The 15,796-nt window shown below is 45.7% G+C and carries 15 protein-coding genes, 1 tRNA gene and 3 pseudogenes; 10 read left to right on the forward strand and 9 right to left on the reverse strand.

Annotation, left to right across the window (positions count from 1 at the left end; genetic code table 11):
• Window positions 1–221: 221 nt before the first annotated feature.
• Both NST20_RS04750 and NST20_RS04755 read left to right on the forward strand, forming a co-directional pair.
• Window positions 222–1,121, forward strand: coding sequence for an ABC transporter ATP-binding protein (locus NST20_RS04750; RefSeq protein ID WP_342400177.1), 900 nt, complete (start codon window positions 222–224; stop codon window positions 1,119–1,121).
• Window positions 1,114–2,364, forward strand: coding sequence for an ABC transporter permease (locus NST20_RS04755; protein ID WP_118498023.1), 1,251 nt, complete (start codon window positions 1,114–1,116; stop codon window positions 2,362–2,364). Before NST20_RS04750 ends, NST20_RS04755 begins: the two co-directional genes overlap by 8 nt.
• Before the next feature lie 427 nt (window positions 2,365–2,791).
• Here the strand turns inward: NST20_RS04755 and NST20_RS04760 are convergent, their stop codons facing one another.
• Complete coding sequence (locus NST20_RS04760; protein ID WP_013858831.1) at window positions 2,792–2,977, reverse strand: hypothetical protein; 186 nt, start codon at window positions 2,975–2,977, stop codon at window positions 2,792–2,794.
• 246 nt (window positions 2,978–3,223) lie between these two features.
• Here NST20_RS04760 and NST20_RS04765 point away from each other — a divergent pair, with 246 nt between their 5' ends.
• The 3 genes from NST20_RS04765 to NST20_RS04775 all read left to right on the forward strand — a co-directional run bounded on the left by NST20_RS04765 (window position 3,224) and on the right by NST20_RS04775 (window position 7,127).
• Complete coding sequence (locus NST20_RS04765) at window positions 3,224–4,564, forward strand: C1 family peptidase (protein WP_342400178.1); 1,341 nt, start codon at window positions 3,224–3,226, stop codon at window positions 4,562–4,564.
• A 181-nt stretch (window positions 4,565–4,745) separates the two neighbouring features.
• The gene (locus tag NST20_RS04770) at window positions 4,746–6,557 is read left to right on the forward strand and encodes a M3 family oligoendopeptidase (protein WP_029141784.1); all 1,812 of its coding nucleotides are present in this window, start codon (window positions 4,746–4,748) and stop codon (window positions 6,555–6,557) included.
• A 327-nt stretch (window positions 6,558–6,884) separates the two neighbouring features.
• Window positions 6,885–7,127, forward strand: coding sequence for a YkuS family protein (locus tag NST20_RS04775; protein WP_014095682.1), 243 nt, complete (start codon window positions 6,885–6,887; stop codon window positions 7,125–7,127).
• 259 nt (window positions 7,128–7,386) lie between these two features.
• Here NST20_RS04775 and NST20_RS04780 read toward each other — a convergent pair whose 3' ends face one another.
• From NST20_RS04780 to NST20_RS04790, 3 genes are read right to left on the reverse strand one after another with little or no spacing between them, the layout of a single operon-like run.
• On the reverse strand, window positions 7,387–7,926 hold the full coding sequence (locus NST20_RS04780; protein ID WP_340702460.1) for a chromate transporter: 540 nt from the start codon (window positions 7,924–7,926) through the stop codon (window positions 7,387–7,389).
• Entirely contained in the window at window positions 7,923–8,522 is a 600-nt protein-coding gene (locus tag NST20_RS04785) for a chromate transporter (RefSeq protein WP_035190290.1), read from the reverse strand. The genes NST20_RS04780 and NST20_RS04785 overlap by 4 nt, the downstream gene beginning before the upstream one ends.
• A 12-nt stretch (window positions 8,523–8,534) precedes the next feature.
• Window positions 8,535–9,011: an Lrp/AsnC family transcriptional regulator gene (locus NST20_RS04790; protein WP_342400179.1), complete on the reverse strand. Its 477-nt coding sequence runs from the start codon at window positions 9,009–9,011 to the stop codon at window positions 8,535–8,537.
• Between the two features lie 138 nt (window positions 9,012–9,149).
• Between NST20_RS04790 and NST20_RS04795 the strand changes: the two are divergent.
• Window positions 9,150–9,299, forward strand: a pseudogene (locus NST20_RS04795) (amidase family protein); the annotation flags it as partial.
• 111 nt (window positions 9,300–9,410) lie between these two features.
• Here NST20_RS04795 and NST20_RS04800 read toward each other — a convergent pair.
• The 3 genes and pseudogenes from NST20_RS04800 to NST20_RS04810 all read right to left on the reverse strand — a co-directional run.
• Window positions 9,411–9,779: pseudogene (locus tag NST20_RS04800) on the reverse strand (phage integrase SAM-like domain-containing protein); the annotation flags it as partial.
• A 138-nt stretch (window positions 9,780–9,917) separates the two neighbouring features.
• Window positions 9,918–9,990 (reverse strand) — tRNA-Val (locus tag NST20_RS04805).
• Between the two features lie 120 nt (window positions 9,991–10,110).
• Window positions 10,111–10,992, reverse strand: a complete 882-nt coding sequence (locus NST20_RS04810; RefSeq protein WP_342400180.1) for a PocR ligand-binding domain-containing protein — start codon at window positions 10,990–10,992, stop codon at window positions 10,111–10,113.
• A gap of 316 nt (window positions 10,993–11,308) precedes the next feature.
• Here NST20_RS04810 and NST20_RS04815 point away from each other — a divergent pair, with 316 nt between their 5' ends.
• Window positions 11,309–12,532 carry an acetate kinase gene (locus NST20_RS04815; protein WP_342400181.1) on the forward strand — a complete coding sequence of 408 codons (1,224 nt, stop codon included), beginning with the start codon at window positions 11,309–11,311 and terminating at the stop codon, window positions 12,530–12,532.
• An 86-nt stretch (window positions 12,533–12,618) separates the two neighbouring features.
• Here NST20_RS04815 and NST20_RS04820 read toward each other — a convergent pair whose 3' ends face one another.
• Window positions 12,619–13,719 carry a 5-methyltetrahydropteroyltriglutamate--homocysteine S-methyltransferase gene (locus NST20_RS04820; protein WP_342400182.1) on the reverse strand — a complete coding sequence of 367 codons (1,101 nt, stop codon included), beginning with the start codon at window positions 13,717–13,719 and terminating at the stop codon, window positions 12,619–12,621.
• 72 nt (window positions 13,720–13,791) lie between these two features.
• Between NST20_RS04820 and NST20_RS04825 the strand changes: the two are divergent.
• The 3 genes and pseudogenes from NST20_RS04825 to NST20_RS04835 form a co-directional block, all read left to right on the forward strand.
• Window positions 13,792–14,013: pseudogene (locus tag NST20_RS04825) on the forward strand (IS1380 family transposase); the annotation flags it as partial.
• A gap of 174 nt (window positions 14,014–14,187) precedes the next feature.
• A complete protein-coding gene (locus tag NST20_RS04830) occupies window positions 14,188–14,334 on the forward strand; it encodes a hypothetical protein (protein WP_340702466.1) in 147 nt (48 codons plus the stop codon).
• A complete protein-coding gene (locus NST20_RS04835) occupies window positions 14,331–15,176 on the forward strand; it encodes an NAD(P)-dependent oxidoreductase (RefSeq protein WP_342400183.1) in 846 nt (281 codons plus the stop codon). The genes NST20_RS04830 and NST20_RS04835 overlap by 4 nt, the downstream gene beginning before the upstream one ends.
• Window positions 15,177–15,486: 310 nt before the next feature.
• Here NST20_RS04835 and NST20_RS04840 read toward each other — a convergent pair whose 3' ends face one another.
• Window positions 15,487–15,690 carry a hypothetical protein gene (locus tag NST20_RS04840; RefSeq protein WP_342400184.1) on the reverse strand — a complete coding sequence of 68 codons (204 nt, stop codon included), beginning with the start codon at window positions 15,688–15,690 and terminating at the stop codon, window positions 15,487–15,489.
• Between the last annotated feature and the right edge of the window lie 106 nt (window positions 15,691–15,796).

Here is a 15,796-nt window from a genome sequence, read left to right on the forward strand (position 1 = left end):
CCAATTTGCATGACGATGACTTTTTGTAGCAGGCAACAGAGCAATAATTTTTTCTTTATATAACTGAAAATTTATAAAAACTCATCCATCAAATGGGTAGTAACAAGTCATTGAAAAAAGCTACTTTTTTTAAAATGTATGGATCATCAGGGGAAAATTCCTGCAGTTTTTTGAAACCTTTCCGGCTGGTTTGCGTAAGTACGAACAGAGGAGGGGGAATCATGTCCTTGATACTGGAACATGTGACGAAAAAATTTGGAGCGTTTACCGCGGTAAACGATTTGTCGTTAATAATCCCGGAAAAGGAGCTGTTCGGTTTCTTAGGGGCAAACGGAGCCGGAAAAACGACGACTTTCCGGATGATCCTTGGTTTATTAAAGCCAAATGAAGGAAACATCACCTGGAACGGGCGCAAAATGGATTACACATTGAGCCCGGAAATCGGGTATTTGCCGGAAGAACGCGGGCTGTATCCAAAATTAAAAGTAAAAGACCAGCTTGTTTATCTTGCACGGCTGCGCGGGATGGGCAAGCAGGATGCGGTAAAAGAACTAAAATACTGGCTTGGCCGTTTTCATGTCGAAGAATATTTGGATAAACGGGTGGAAGAACTGTCAAAAGGAAACCAGCAGAAGATCCAGTTTATCGCTGCTGTTCTACATAAGCCGAAGCTGCTGATTTTAGATGAGCCTTTCAGCGGTCTTGACCCGGTCAATGTGGAAACGTTAAAAACAGCGGTCGCAGAACTGCGGGATCAGGGCGCGACCATTGTGTTTTCAAGCCACCGGATGGAACATGTTGAAGAACTTTGCGAGCATTTGTGCATTATGCATCATGGCAGCCCGGTTGTGCATGGTGAACTGAGAGAGGTCAAACGTGCATTTGGGAAACAAAATGTCGTGATCCATGCTGATTTTGATCTGGCATTTTTACGTGCCTTCCCGGGTGTCATACGATTTAAGAAAACGGCGCTCGGGGCAGAGCTGCAAATTGACCGGATGGAAGCGGCGCAAAAAATTTTGGATGAAATCAACGGAAAAGGTTTCATCCGTAAATTTGCGCTTGAAGAACCGTCTCTTAATGATATTTTTATAGAAAAGGTGGGGGCTTCCTATGAATAGGTTCGGCATTTTAATCGGCCATGCCTACATGTCAAAACTAAAAACAAAATCCTTCGTGATCACGACGGCCATTTTGCTCGTTGCTGTCCTTCTGATGGGAAACATTAACCGGATGATCGATATGTTTGCCGGCAGCGAGCAGAAAAAGGTTGCGGTTCTGGATGAGACAAACACGCTGTACGGGCCGCTTAAGCAGCAATTAAAAACCGTTGATAAAGATATCCGGCTTGTGCAGGCCGAAAAAAGCGAAAGTGCGTTGCGGAAAGAAGTATTAAAGGAAAAATATGAAGGGTATGTTGTTTTATCGCTTGATGCAGCAGGTATGCCGAAAGCAGTCTATAAAGCCCCAAATCTTGCCGATACCGGGACTACGGACAGTTTGGAGCAGGCACTGCAGGCTGTAAAAAGCAATATGGCGGCAGGAAAACTGAAGCTTTCGCCTGCAGAGCTTTCACTTTTAAACAGTCCCGCATCTTTTAAGAGCGTAAATCTGGAGCGGGCTGCAAAATCCGAAGCAGAACTGGCGCAGGCGAGGGGGCTTGTCTATATTTTGCTGTTTGCGATTTATTTTGCGGTCATTTTTTACGCCAGTGCGGTCGGGATGGAAGTGGCGACTGAAAAAGCTTCACGCGTGATGGAAATCTTAATTTCGAGCGTGCCGCCTGTGCAGCAGATGTTTGCGAAAATCATCAGCGGCGCCCTGCTCGGTTTGACACAGATGGCGGTGCTCCTTGCCGCCGCTTACGCCACTATCAAACAAAATATCAATCACTTGACGGGCGGCTTTTTTTCTGTGTTTGGATTTTCGGATATAAAGGTTTCAACGATTGTGTATGCCGTGGTGTTTTTCCTGCTCGGGTATTTGCTGTATGCCACGTTAGCAGCTTTTCTCGGCTCGCTTGTCAGCCGGATTGAAGATGCCCAGCAGATGATGATGCCGATGACGTTTCTTGTGATGATCGGTTTTTTCCTTGCGATGGCAGGGCTTGGAAACCCTTCTGCCGGCTATATTACCGTTCTTTCGTACATTCCGTTTTTTACGCCGATGCTGATGTTTTTGCGGGTCGGCATGCTCGACTTGCCAGTATGGGCAGGGCTTTCGGGCGTGGCGGTTATGGTTGTCACGATTGTTTTCATGGCGATAGCAGGTGCGCGCATCTACCGCGGCGGCGTGCTGCTTTACGGCAAAAGCAATTCGTTGAAAACCATTCTGAAGGCGCTGCAAATGTCAAAAGAAGCCTAATCCTGCCAGTTTGAATTCTCCCCTCGTTGGGTAAACTGAATGTAACAGAAAGTCCGTCAGAGGGGAGCATTTTATTTTGAAATCAAAAAGAGTCGTCTTTGGTACCATAGTGCTTTTTCTTGTCGTCATGGTGCTTGCCGGTTACTTTATTTGGTTCAGCAAATAAAGCTGCATTACATAGATTTACGATGAAGGTCCGGGGGCTGCCCCGGATATTTTATGCCCTGGTGGCAAAGCTCGCGCAAGGCGGATTGTCTGGAAAATGTTTATAAACATATTTTGCTTGATACGCACCGGTACGGACAGGCGCTTCTGCTTGCACAAGGCCCAGTCCGGATGTTTCGCGGCATCGGCTGCCGGCTGAAATATCCTTCCAACTGAATAAAAGCGGATTTTCCATTTGCAGGAAATCCGCTTTATTGAAACGTTAGATACTCTTTTTCATCCCGCATCTCCGGCATTCACGCAGGAACACGCCATGTTTGACCGATGACTTAAAGTGGCTGTAACCGCAATTGTCACAGCGCCCTGGGTGGACGTCGGGCATCTCTTTATAATCATAAACAATGCTTGTATCATAACCTTTTGTTTCATAATCTTTTTCTTCACTCATCTGCCATCACCCCGTTTGAGTCTTTCTCGTAAAACAGCATACCATAATTTAAAAAAATGTGTGAAAGGAACAGACGAAAAAGCCTTCCTCACCGAACAGCGGGACGAACAAGTGGAAAAGTGAAAAGGAAATATCGCCCAATTGTGTCCCGTTTCAGAATTGCAGGCTTTTCAAAAATGCAAAATTGTCTTATCTGATTGAAAAAGGTGTATAATAAAAAAGAACTTAATGGAAAGGAAGATTTAAATGGCAAAAGACATTACACGGGAAATGGCGGAGCGGTTTTCCCGACAAATCCGCGAACTGCCGCAAAACAAAGTGATTCAAAATGCAATGATGAAAAACGGGATAAAGGCCGCGGCAATCAACAATGATGCTGTTGTTTCTATGAATCACGTATTCTCCCACGAAATTGAAACGGGGAAAGTATCAAACCAGAAACAAAGCGGGCGCTGCTGGATGTTTGCCGCCTTAAACACGTTTACGCATAAGTTGAATGCCAAATTCAGATTGAAAGACTTTGAGCTTTCACAAAACTATACGTTTTTCTGGGACAAATTTGAAAAAGCCAATTACTTCCTGGAAACAATGATTGAAACCGCAGACGAACCTCTGGAAGGACGGCTCATTTCCTGGCTACTTGAAACCCCGCAGCAGGACGGCGGACAGTGGGATATGCTCGTCGCGCTCATTAAAAAATACGGCGTTGTGCCAAAACAGGTTATGCCGGAAACCTTTAACAGCAGCAACTCGCGCGAACTCAATTCGCTTTTAAATGCCAAGCTCCGCGAAGATGCGGTGAAACTAAGAAAAATGCACGCAGCAGGACAGCCGGAAGAAGAATTGCGGCAGGCGAAAGAAGGCATGCTTGCAGAAGTTTACAAATTGCTGGCCTTTGCACTCGGTGAGCCGCCGAAGACCTTTGATTTTGAATTCCGCGATACCGACAAACTGTTCCATCGCGAGCAAAATATCACCCCGCAGGCATTTTTTGAGAAATACGTCGGGTTTGACCTCGACAATTACATTAGCATTATCAATGCGCCGACAAGCGACAAACCGTACGGCAAAACGTATACGGTGCAGTATTTGGGCAATGTGGTTGGCGGCAAACCGGTCAAATATTTAAATGTCGATATCGAAACCTTTAAATCGCTGGCCGTAAAACAGCTGAAGGATAACCGCAGCGTCTGGTTCGGCTGTGATGTTGCAGCATCATCAGACCGGAATGAAGGCATCATGGATACCGGCCTTTTTGATTTGGAAAAAGCTTTCGGATTCTCGTTCGGAATGACCAAAGCAGAACGCCTCGATTATAAAGACAGTGTGATGACGCATGCAATGGTACTGACCGGTGTCAACCTCGTTGACGGCAAACCGGACAGATGGAAAGTGGAAAACAGCTGGGGTGAAAAAGTGGGCAAAGACGGTTATTTTGTCATGAGTGACGCCTGGATGGATGAATATACGTACCAAATCGTCATTGACAAAAAATATTTGCCGGAGGAATTGCAAAAAGTATGGGAACAAGATCCGATCGCCCTGAAACCTTGGGATCCGATGGGGTCTCTTGCCTGGATGCATTAAACAAAAGGCGCGGTTGATATAGCCGCGCCTTTTAAGTATGCAAATGCCCACTTGGCGTTTTAAAAATGCAAAACATTCCCCCAAAAAAAGATCCGGCCCTGAAATTTTTTACCGTGATTGTAAATATATTGGTATTTTGTGCGGTTCCATGTAAAATGGAAGAAAGAAAGGAGTTGCAAATATGAAATATAAGAATACTTGGGATCTGGATGCCGTTATTCCGGGCGGCACAAAATCGCCGGAATTGCAGGAAAAACTGCGCGGGCTGAAAGAAGAAATCGGGCAATACAAAAGCCGACTCGACGGATGGGCATTTTCGAAAGACCCGTCTCCGGAGCCGTTTAAAGCCATCCTGAAAAAACAGGAAGAGATCGAAAAAGGGCTCAGCCAGTCTGCGACATTTGTGCAAATGTGGCATGATGCCTATATGGATGATGACTATGCAAATGTCGTGATGGGCCAAATCATGGATTTGTACAGCGAGATGCAAAAGCTCGGGACCACTTTTCAGAAAAAACTGGTGGCCATTTCGGACGAAGACTGGAAAAAGTTTTTACAGGACAAGGAATTGAGCGAAGTCTCCTTTGCCCTCAATGAAACGCGCGATGAAGGAAAACGGCTCTTGTCGGAAGAAGAGGAAAAGCTGATTGCCGATCTCAACCAGGACGGGCTGGCCGGCTGGAGCAGATTGTATGACACAGCTGTTTCCGTTATGACAATCCCGTTTACGGACAAAGAAGGCAAGACGGTATCCTTATCCGTCGGCCAGGCGATGAACCGGATGTATGCCGACCCGGATCCGGAAGTGCGCAAACAGCTGTTCGAAAACTGGGAAGCGGCATGGGAAAAATATGCGCCGGTTTTTGCCGATACGCTCAACCACCTGGACGGGTACCGGATTACGCTGCAAAAAGCCCATGGCAGGAAGTCTTTTCTCGAAGAGCCGCTTGAATACAACCGGATGTCTGAAGACACGCTTCATGCGATGTGGAAAGCCGTTTCTGAAAACAAGCAGCCGTTTGTCGACTTTCTCAACCAAAAAGCAAAAATTTTCGGGATGGAAAAACTCGGCTGGCAGGATGTTGATGCGCCGGTTGCACTCGGCGATATGAAACCGGCCCGATTTACATATGATGAAGCGTGCGATTTTGTCATCCAACATTTTGCTTCTTTCGGGCCGAAACTGTCTGCATTTGCGAAACACGCCCTTGAAAACCGCTGGGTAGAGGCGGAAGACCGGCCGAATAAACGCCCGGGCGGCTATTGTACCAGTCTGCCGGAGTTTGAAGAGTCGCGGATTTTTATGACATTTACCGGCTCCACAAATGATGCAAGCACGTTGGCGCACGAACTTGGCCACGCCTTCCACAGCCATGTCATGCGCGATTTGCCGCGTTTGAACCGCGAATACGCGATGAACGTGGCCGAAACGGCGAGCACCTTTGCAGAAACGATCATCGGCAATGCGACTGTCGCCAATGCAAAGTCAAAGGAAGAAAAAGTTTCTTTATTAAATGCAAAGCTTGAAAATGCAACGGCTATGTTTTTAAACATCCATGCCCGCTTCCTGTTTGAAAAAAGTTTTTACGAAGAGCGTTCAAAAGGCATTGTGTCCGAACAAAGGCTCAATGAACTGATGGAAAAGGCACAAAAAGAAGCGTATGCCGGCAGCTTGTCCGGCTACCACCCGCATTTCTGGTGCAGCAAGCTCCACTTCTTTATTGACGATGTGCCGTTCTACAACTTTCCGTACACATTCGGTTATTTATTCAGCCTTGGCATTTACACCGAATTTTTGAAGAATCCAGATGGCTTTGAAGACAAATATATTGCCCTTTTGCGCGATACCGGCCGGATGAAGGTGGAAGATCTTGCCAAAAAACATCTTGGCGTTGATCTGACAAAACCGGACTTCTGGGCAGCCGGCATTAACCTTATGGCAGAAGATGCCCGCGAATTTATCCGGCTTTCGGACGAATTGCTCGGCAAGTAAAGGCGCACGCCAAAAAAGCCGCACAGTTGGCAAAACTGTGCGGCTTTTCAATACGGGGCATGATGAATGTATTCAAAAATGCGGAGAGGATTTTTAAATATACAAATGAAAAGCGGAAGAACACAAAAATATTTTTGCTGCCGCCGCACGGGAATTGACGTGTGCCAAAAAGATATCGGCTATTTCAGTAAAACCGGGAGACATGATACAGAAATCAACCGGATTCTCAGCACCATTAAAAAATAAAAAGCATCCGTCTGCGGCCGGGAAAAAACATGTTTTTTCTAAAATCAGATGGGTACGATAAAAAAGAGCGAGGTGTTAACCATGGCTGTAATAATCGGTGTAGAAGAGGCTTTGACAAATGTCCAGGAAGCGCTGCGCGATAAAGGATATGAAGTGAAAACCATTAAGAACGAACAAGATGTACAAGGTTGTGACTGCTGTGTTGTAACTGGCAGCGAGATGAACGCAATGGGGATCAATGACACGATGACAAAGGCGCCTGTCATTGATGCAAAAGGCATGTCTGCTGAAGATATTGTAAAAGAAGTGGCGAGCAGAATGTAAAAAGCGCCCATTTCCCGGCACTTTTTATTTTTTATTGTTTTGCGATCCGCCCGTCACATTGTTGACTGCATTTGAAGTTGCATCCACAGCGTTCATCGCCACATCTTCTGTCGTTTCCAGACCTTTATGGACAGCATGAAAAGCTGTGAATGCTAAACGGCCGGGAAAAGTGAACATAGTAAAAAACCTGGATGCCTGATGAAGCAGGCATCCAGGTTTTTTAAAGAAAAATGTGTGGGAACTTTCTCCTTCTATCCCGTTACACTATATGTTGAAGCACAATGCCGCCATAGATGAATGCCGCGCAAATAACAAGGGCAGGGTGAACTTTCCGGATATTCATGGCCCAGAAAGCGACGGCGGCGATGCCAAGTGACTGCCAGATGCCGATTTGGCTGAAAGAACTTTTCGCCATCTGCCACGTCAGCACCACCATCATAATGGTGATGACCGGCTGCACAAGCAGGGACATCCCTTTCACAACAAGAGACTGGCGGTATTTGTGCAATACTTTCAGCAACACAATCAACGCCACGGCAGACGGCAATATCGTTCCGGCAAGAGCCGCTAACAGCCCTGTCCACCCGCCGGCCCCGTAGCCGACGAATGCGGCAATTTTGGTTGCGATCGGGCCCGGGAGCGCATTGCCGAGTGCCAGCATATTGGAAAATTCGCTGTCATTCAGCCATCCGTAATGCGTAACAATTTCATGGTACATCAACGGAATGGAGGACGGCCCCCCGCCGTAGCCGAGGATATTTGCAATAAAAAAACCAAGCATTAACTGGAACCAGATCATCCCGCTTCATCCCTTTTCTTCTTTTTTTCATTTTTCCCCCATTTTGCAACGAGACGAAAGTGGATGCTTCCGTACGCAAGAAAAATCAGAATGACAATAGCCGGGTGGAGATGGATCGTCTCAAGCAGGAGAAAGGAAATAACAAACATGGCGATTCCGAAAACCTTTCCAAGCCCCTTGACCGTTTTTTCCCCAAAGTCGTAAGCCATCTGGCCAAGCATGACGGCAACAACCGGCATGACCCCTGCAATCATTCCGGCCACAATCTTGGAATGGCTTAGTACCGATACAAGCGACAGCAACGCAATCATGGCGATGCTGCTCGGAAGAATATGGAGTAAAATGGCGAACACGGCGCCGGTTGTCTTTTTCAACTTGTACCCGAGGTAAGCGGCCATTTTTGTCGCAATCGGGCCCGGCAGCGCGTTTGCAATTGCCAATGTTTCCCCGAATTCGTCGTCATCCAGCCATTTGTACCTTGTCACTGCCTCATACCGGAAAAGTGGCATGACAGACGGGCCGCCGCCATAGCCGAGAATGCCGGTCCTAAGCATTGCCATGGCAAGCTGGGCATAAGTATTTTGCTGTTTTTCCACAATGCAACCCCCTTACAGTTTCATTCCAATCCGGCTTTTATAACGTTTGAGTAAAATCTGGCAATCGACACTCATAATGCCGGGCAGCGGATATAACCGCTCTTTAAGAAACAGTTCCATTTCCTCGTTGTCTTTAAATAAACCGTGCATGTGAAGTTTGCTGGGGCCTGACATATGATAAAGGCTTGAAACCGCCGGATCTTTGGCCAATGTTTCGGCCACTTCCTGTAAATGTTTCGGCTCTACTTCAACATTAAAAAAAGCGGACTGGTGAAGGCCGATTTTTTCAGGGTTCACGACAGCGGTAAAACATTCAATTACACCATCTTCAACCAGGGAATGGACGCGTGATTGAACAGCCACACGGGAAAGTTTGATTTCCTTTGCCAAATCTGTAAACGATATTCTGCCATTTCCGTTTAAAAGCTGGATAATTTGGCGGTCAATTTCATCCAGCTGAACGGCGGCACCATCATATTGCCTGGGCATAGACCCCTCTCCTTTATTTCAAAATGTAAGAAAATCCTTATCTATAAGTATCTATATGTATTAATATACTGAAACTGCGAACGAAATACAATCCATTTTACAAAATGAATAACAAAATGAAAAAAGCCGTTTTGAAAGGGAGAAAATGTTCACTAAGGCACTCCGGCCAATCCTGTTCTGAAAGATCGTATTCCCGGAGGATCATCCAGCGGTTCCGCAGCCGCTGCAGCAGCCGGGTGCACAGATTTTGCAATTGGGACAGACCCAGTACATAGTCGCGGAAGTCTGTGAATCTCCTTTTATTCGGAACGTCAAACGCTTCATTTCTTCCGGTGTTAAGATTGTGATTTTTTCCTGCGGCTCCGGTACGTTAGTAACGCCGTGGGTCGGGTTGGTGTCGAGTAAACCTTCGCTGACAAGGCAGCGGGAGAACACTCGAAGCGTTTTCAACCGTGTGTTTATCGAGCTAGGCGAAAGCCCTGCTGTTTGTTGTGCTTCCGTCTTGAACCGGTGGCCTTCGTATTTAATGACTTCCGTTTGCATGTAACGGATATAGTCGCGTATGGTATTACGGGTGATATCGGTAATGTTACGAGGAATACCGCGTTTGTCCAAAAAAACAGCAAAATATTGGTAATTCTCGCGGTATTGTTTTAACGTGCCAGGCGCGCGGCCTTCCGCAGTTTTAATCGTGTAGAAAATTTCGAACAGGTTATCGAGGTTTGTTGCCATCTTGCGATCATCTGTTTTGCGGTTATTTTTACGCATCAAAAACACGCCTCCTAAATGAAGCGTGTAACATACCGGGTGACGGCAACCGTAACCATTCGGACAAGTCACCGACTATGTCAGCGGTCATGAAAAAAGCGCCAAACCGTTGATACGTACGGATTGACGCTAGCAGGATGATTCCGACTGGTCTCGAACCAGCGACCTCCACCCTGTCAAGGTGGCGCTCTCCCAGCTGAGCTACGGAATCGTATTCATCTCTGTCGGACAATATTTAGTATATAAGGAACGGGTTGTGTTGTCAATCAGTTTTTTTAAAAAAAGAATAGAAATCCTGCCTGAAAAAAGGGGGGCTCCTTCATGCTTATTGTCATCCTTTCTTACGGGACATCGCCCTGTAGCTGGTCGGGGTGGTTTGGTAATACCTTTTGAACACTTTGCTGAAATAACTGATCTCCCGAAAGCCCAGGCTGTGCGCAATATAAGAAACCGGCAAGTCATCGTTGGCAAGCATGTCTTTCGCTAGATTCATTTTTTGGCGGTTGACAAAAGAAACAAATGTTTCGCCGGTTTCCTTTTTGAAAAGTTTGCTGAAATAGTACGGGCTTAAATACACATGGCCGGCGACTTCTTCCAAAGTGACAGGCTGGTGAATGTGTTTCTGGATATATTTCAGGGCTTGCTTTATTTCTTTCTTGGACCGGGCATGTTTTTTGGCTTGGGCCGCTGGTTCTTTCGCCGGTTTTGCTTCTTCTTCATTTAAAATGGATGGCAAATAGTATGCTGACAAAGTACTTAACACTTCGGCAGAAGCAGATAACTTTTCTAAAGAAAAAACCGGAAGTTTGCTGTAGGCGGCCGCAAAATCATGGCGGGAAGACAGATCAAGCGGTTTTTGCTGCAAAAACTCTTTCACTTGATTTTCATCATCTTCCAGGCGTACCTGCCCGCTAATGATAAAACCATAAAGCGTGTTTTCCTGGCTTTTTACCGGAACCGCAAAATCCGCGAGGCCCGCATGGCACCTGTAAATACACGGCTGCCCGTTTTTCATTGTTTCAAAGCCGCCGCATTTCGCGCATGTTTGGCAGTGTTTCCGGAGATGCGGAACTTGCCGCATGATTTGGCAGACAGGCGGGAATTGATCATCATCCGAAATTTCTTTTCCGTCAATATCCACATAAACCGCTGTGAGGCCGGTCGCAGAAGAAAACATTTCCATTACTTTTTCGATCTGTTGTTTGTTTGCCATTTCACAAAACCCCCGTTTTCAAAAAAGCAATCATTTAAGCGGTTGCAAAATTTTGTTCAAAGCTGAACAAAAAAATACAAATGAATCATTTGCCATGCAAAAAGGCGGGAAAGCGCAAACATTGGTTTCTAGCCTCATTATAAATGAAAGCGCAACAAAAAAATATCATTTTCCGTATTTTCAACAGAATTTGATGCCGGAATAGGCAAATTTGTGACAAAGGGTTTCTTTATACTTGTATTATAAGGAAATGCATATAGTTATTTGTGAAATAAATCACATGAATGATAAGTTTGTTATTTCGGAGGGATATAATATGAAAAAAATAATGGCCATTAATGCAGGCAGTTCTTCATTAAAATTTAAAGTTTTCAATATGCCGGATGAAAGTATTTTAATTGAAGGGGTGTTTGAACGAATCGGATTCGACGCGCCTGAGGTTTCATATAAAATCAACGGTTTCCGCCAAAAAGAAAAACCGCCGATCCACGACCACCGTGACGCTGCGGATTATTTGATTGAAATTCTTTTAGAAAACCGTATTGTCGATGATTTAAATGAAATTTCAGCTGTCGGACATCGGATCACACATGGCGGTTCTGACTTTTCGGATTCTGCCGTACTCGACCGTACAGTGATTCAAAAAATTGAAAATTTATGTGAATTGGCGCCTTTGCATAATCCGGCTGGGTTGCTCGGAATCAGGGCTTTTATGAAAAGGCTTCCTAAAGCTTGTGCCGTAGCCGTGTTCGATACCTCTTTCCATCAAACGCTTGCACCTGAAACGTATTTGTATCCGGTACCTTTGAAATTATACAATCAATATCATATCCGGAAATACGGCTTCCATGGAACCAATCATCAGTATGTTGCCAATGAAGCAGCCCTGCTTCTTGAAAAACCATTGAAAGACTTGAAAATCATTTCCTGCCATTTAGGAAACGGTTCCAGTATTTGTGCAATTCAAGGCGGAAAATCTGTCAATACTTCAATGGGCTTTACCCCGCTGGCCGGATTGATGATGGGAACGCGTTCCGGCACGGTTGATCCTTCCATCCTTCCATTTATCATGAAAAAAACAGGGCAGACCATTGATGAAGTGATGGATATGTTCAATAAAGAGTCTGGCTTGCTCGGTATTTCCGGGATTTCGAATGATTTCCGTGACGTGGAGCTGGCTGCAAAAGCCGACAATGAACAAGCGGAATTGGCAATCAAAATGTTTGTGAATCGTGTGACAGAATGTGTTGGCGGTTATGTTGCATTGATGGGCGGTGTGGATGCCATTGTGTTCACGGCAGGGATCGGGGAACATTCTGCCTCCGTCCGGCAAGCGGTTGTTTCCAATTTAGCCTATCTTGGGGCAAAATTAGATTTCAGGTCAAACGAAGAAAACGGGCCGTATATTCATACCCCTGATTCAAAAGTGTCTTTACTGGTCATTCCGGCAAACGAAGAATTGATGATTGCACGGGATACTTGGCGCTTAAGTGAAGAGCAAGCCGCGCGTTTGTCCGAAAAACAAACAGTGAGGGTCTGAAAAAGCGGCAATTTAAAAAAGGACGATGCGGTAAAACGATCGGCGCATCGTCCTTTTTTGCTGGAAAACAGAACGCAACTTGCCAGCTATTCCCAAACTTCTCCGGCAATCTTTACCACGTGCGCTAGTTTTGCCCATTGTTCTTCCTCAGTAAGCAGATTGCCTTCTTCAGTGGAGGCAAAACCGCATTGCGGGCTGAGACAAAGCTGTTCAAGCGGGACATACTTGGAGGCTTCGTCGATTCTGCGCTTCACATCGTCCGCATTTTCAAGCTCGCCGAATTTGGAAGTGACAAGGCCGAGCACAATTTGCAGGTCTTTCCTTTGTACATGGCGTAAAGGTTCGAATCCGCCGGCGCGGTCGCTGTCATATTCTAGGAAAAAGCCGTCGATATTGAGGCCGTTAAATAGCGTTTCGGCGACCGGTTCATAGCCGCCGGAAGCAATCCATGTCGAACGAAAATTGCCCCGGCAAATGTGCATCGTAACTGTCAAATCTTCGGGTCGTCCGCTGACAGCTTCATTTATGGTGCGTGCATAAAGTTTTTCCAGATGGTCCGGATTTAGCCCGCGGGCTTTCAGCTGTTCTTTCTGTTCATCGGAGCAAAGGTATGCCCATGCTGTATCATCGAGCTGCAAATAGCGGCAGCCGGCATCGTAAAAAGCAGCAATCGCTTTTTTATAAGCTTTTCCGAGATCGTGGAAAAACAAATCTTCATCCGCCCGGTAACGCCCGTATGCAATCTTGCCGCGGAAATGCAGCATGCTCGGGCTTGGAATGGTCATTTTGGGCAAATGGTCCCCGGCAATGCTATGTAAAAATTTATAATCGTCAATCATCGGATGGTCGGAAAAATCCAGATCCCCGATGATCCGGATGGAATGCGATTTCGTCTGCTTTTCTTTAAACTGGATGCCGCCCCCGGATTCGTATCCTTCCACACCAGTAAGATTTTCGAGAAAATCAAAATGCCAGTAAGCCCGGCGGAATTCCCCGTCCGTTACCGACTGCAGGCCGATTTCTTTCTGCTTTGCCACAATCCTTTTGATTTCCTCATTTTCTATTTCACGCAGCGCTTCTTTTGTGATTTCGCCTGATTCTTGCCGGCGGCGGGCCTGTTTCAACTTTTCCGGCCTGAGCAGACTCCCGACATGATCGGCGCGGAATGGCGGTATTGCTTTTGCCAATTGTATCCTCCCCTTTCTTGTAAATATTTAGAATGATAGCAAAAAAAGGAAGAAAAGTAAACTGCTTTTTGTCTGATTAAATTACTGGCGTACAATTTATTCGAGATCTTTAAAAAGGACCATTGCCCGGCTGCGTTCAAGTCCTATACCATCAGGCGGTTTCGGAGAGAGTTTATTTATTCGGCCGGCGTGCTGACGTCTCACAGCCGGAGGGTCTCATTGAACATTTGTGAGACATATGCCCACAAATGGGCATTCCGGAAAATGATTCAAAGTGTGCGCATGATTGATTGAGAGACAGGAACTGAATACTGGAAATTAAAAAGCCCGCAAAGGTGGGGAGGGGGAAAGTATACCTTCAACCACCTGAAATTATAGATTTGGATTCCATATTTTACATTTACTTCCACGTGTGTGGATTTTAGCTATCAAATCGCTGCACTTTCGTAATTTGGGTTTATTTTATATATGAGGAAAGTTGTTGTCTATGAGATGAGGGCGGATGAGTTCCCCTTATTTCAAAAATTCGCGAGAAAATTTGATTTGGACATCAAGTATATTGATGATGTGTTAACCCCTGAAACGGCAATGGAAGCAAAAGGCGCTGAAGCGTGACGATCCTTGGGAATTATCCGGTCGGCTCCGGGACTTTCAAGGCTTTAAGGGATGTCGGCGTGAAGTATATCGGCCTGAGGACTGCAGGATATAATCATATCGATCAGGAAGCCGCAAAAGCATATGGCATCCGTTTTTCGAATGTGGCGTATTCGCCTTATTGCGTGGCCGATTTTGCAACGATGCTGATTTTGATGTGTGTGCGGAAAGCAAAACAGATCTTAAGCCGTGTCGAGGCACAGGATTTTTCTGTGGAAGGGATTCAGGGCAGGGAAATGCGCAACTTAACGATCGGGATTATTGGCGCCGGCAGAATCGGCAGCATTGTTGCAAAAAATTTGTCCGGTTTTGGCTGCAACCTCATTGCACACGATACTGTTGAAAGGGATGAATTGCGCGGCATCCTGAAATATGTATCGTTGGATGAACTGCTGGAGGAAAGCGATGTGATTACCATCCACACACCCTTGTTTGAAAGTACATACCATATGATTAACCAGGATCGTATTGCAAAAATAAAGGACGGCGTATGCATCATCAATTGTTCCCATGGTGCTGAAGTGGATACGTATGCGCTCATCGCCGGGATTGAGGCGGGGAAAGCCGGCGCTGCCGGGATTGATGTGCTGGAGGATGAGGAAGGAATTTTTCATTATGACCGCCGCACGGATATTTTGGCCCACCGCCAGCTGGCCGTTCTGAGATCTTTTCCCAATGTGATCGTCACGCCGCACACTGCGTTTTACCCCAACCAGGCGGTTAGCGATATGGTGGAGATGGCGCTTACATCGCTTGTATCCTTTATGGAGACGGGGAAGAGCAGGTGGGAGATAAAAGTATGAAGAACATAAGCAGCTTTTTTATAATTGTGAGACAAAAATAGAAGTATTTAAGCACATATTGAATGACCATTTTACAGCATTGTTGTTGGCCTGATCCGTTGAAATAATGGGGGTAAGCTGATTTTTTGCGTTAATTTTTCAATTATGGTAAACTAATTAATAAATCGTTCAAAAAAGCTGTTGAGCGCTGTCCGGTTATTCATCCGTGATGTGTCCCGTCTTTAACGGCATTATAACCCGCTTTCACTATTTAAGGTATAAAGAAGATAGGTGGGGAAACCAGCTGCCCGTAAAAATCTTTAGAGGCGCCTTAAGCCTCCATTTCCCGTCCGTCACAGTCCATTTTAAGCCCTTTTTCACTTTGCTTACTGCACACTTGCCCGCTATCTTCGAGTTGTTTATCAATTTCTTGCACTTCATATGCCTGCCATCTATTCGGTGGTTTTTGTGGAAATATTAGCAGAAATGCCGAAGTATCGACGAGTGGTTTTTGAATTTCAATGATGATTCCCATTGCATTCGTCTGCGGGTTTTTGAAAAAGAAAACCAAAACAAATGCCGGAAGATGAAAAAATCTTTTATCAATGCAAGTATCAAAAAAACGAATCTTTATAGAAGGG

The organism is Weizmannia sp. FSL W8-0676, assembly GCF_038593015.1.
Lineage (GTDB): Bacteria > Bacillota > Bacilli > Bacillales > Bacillaceae_C > Weizmannia > Weizmannia coagulans.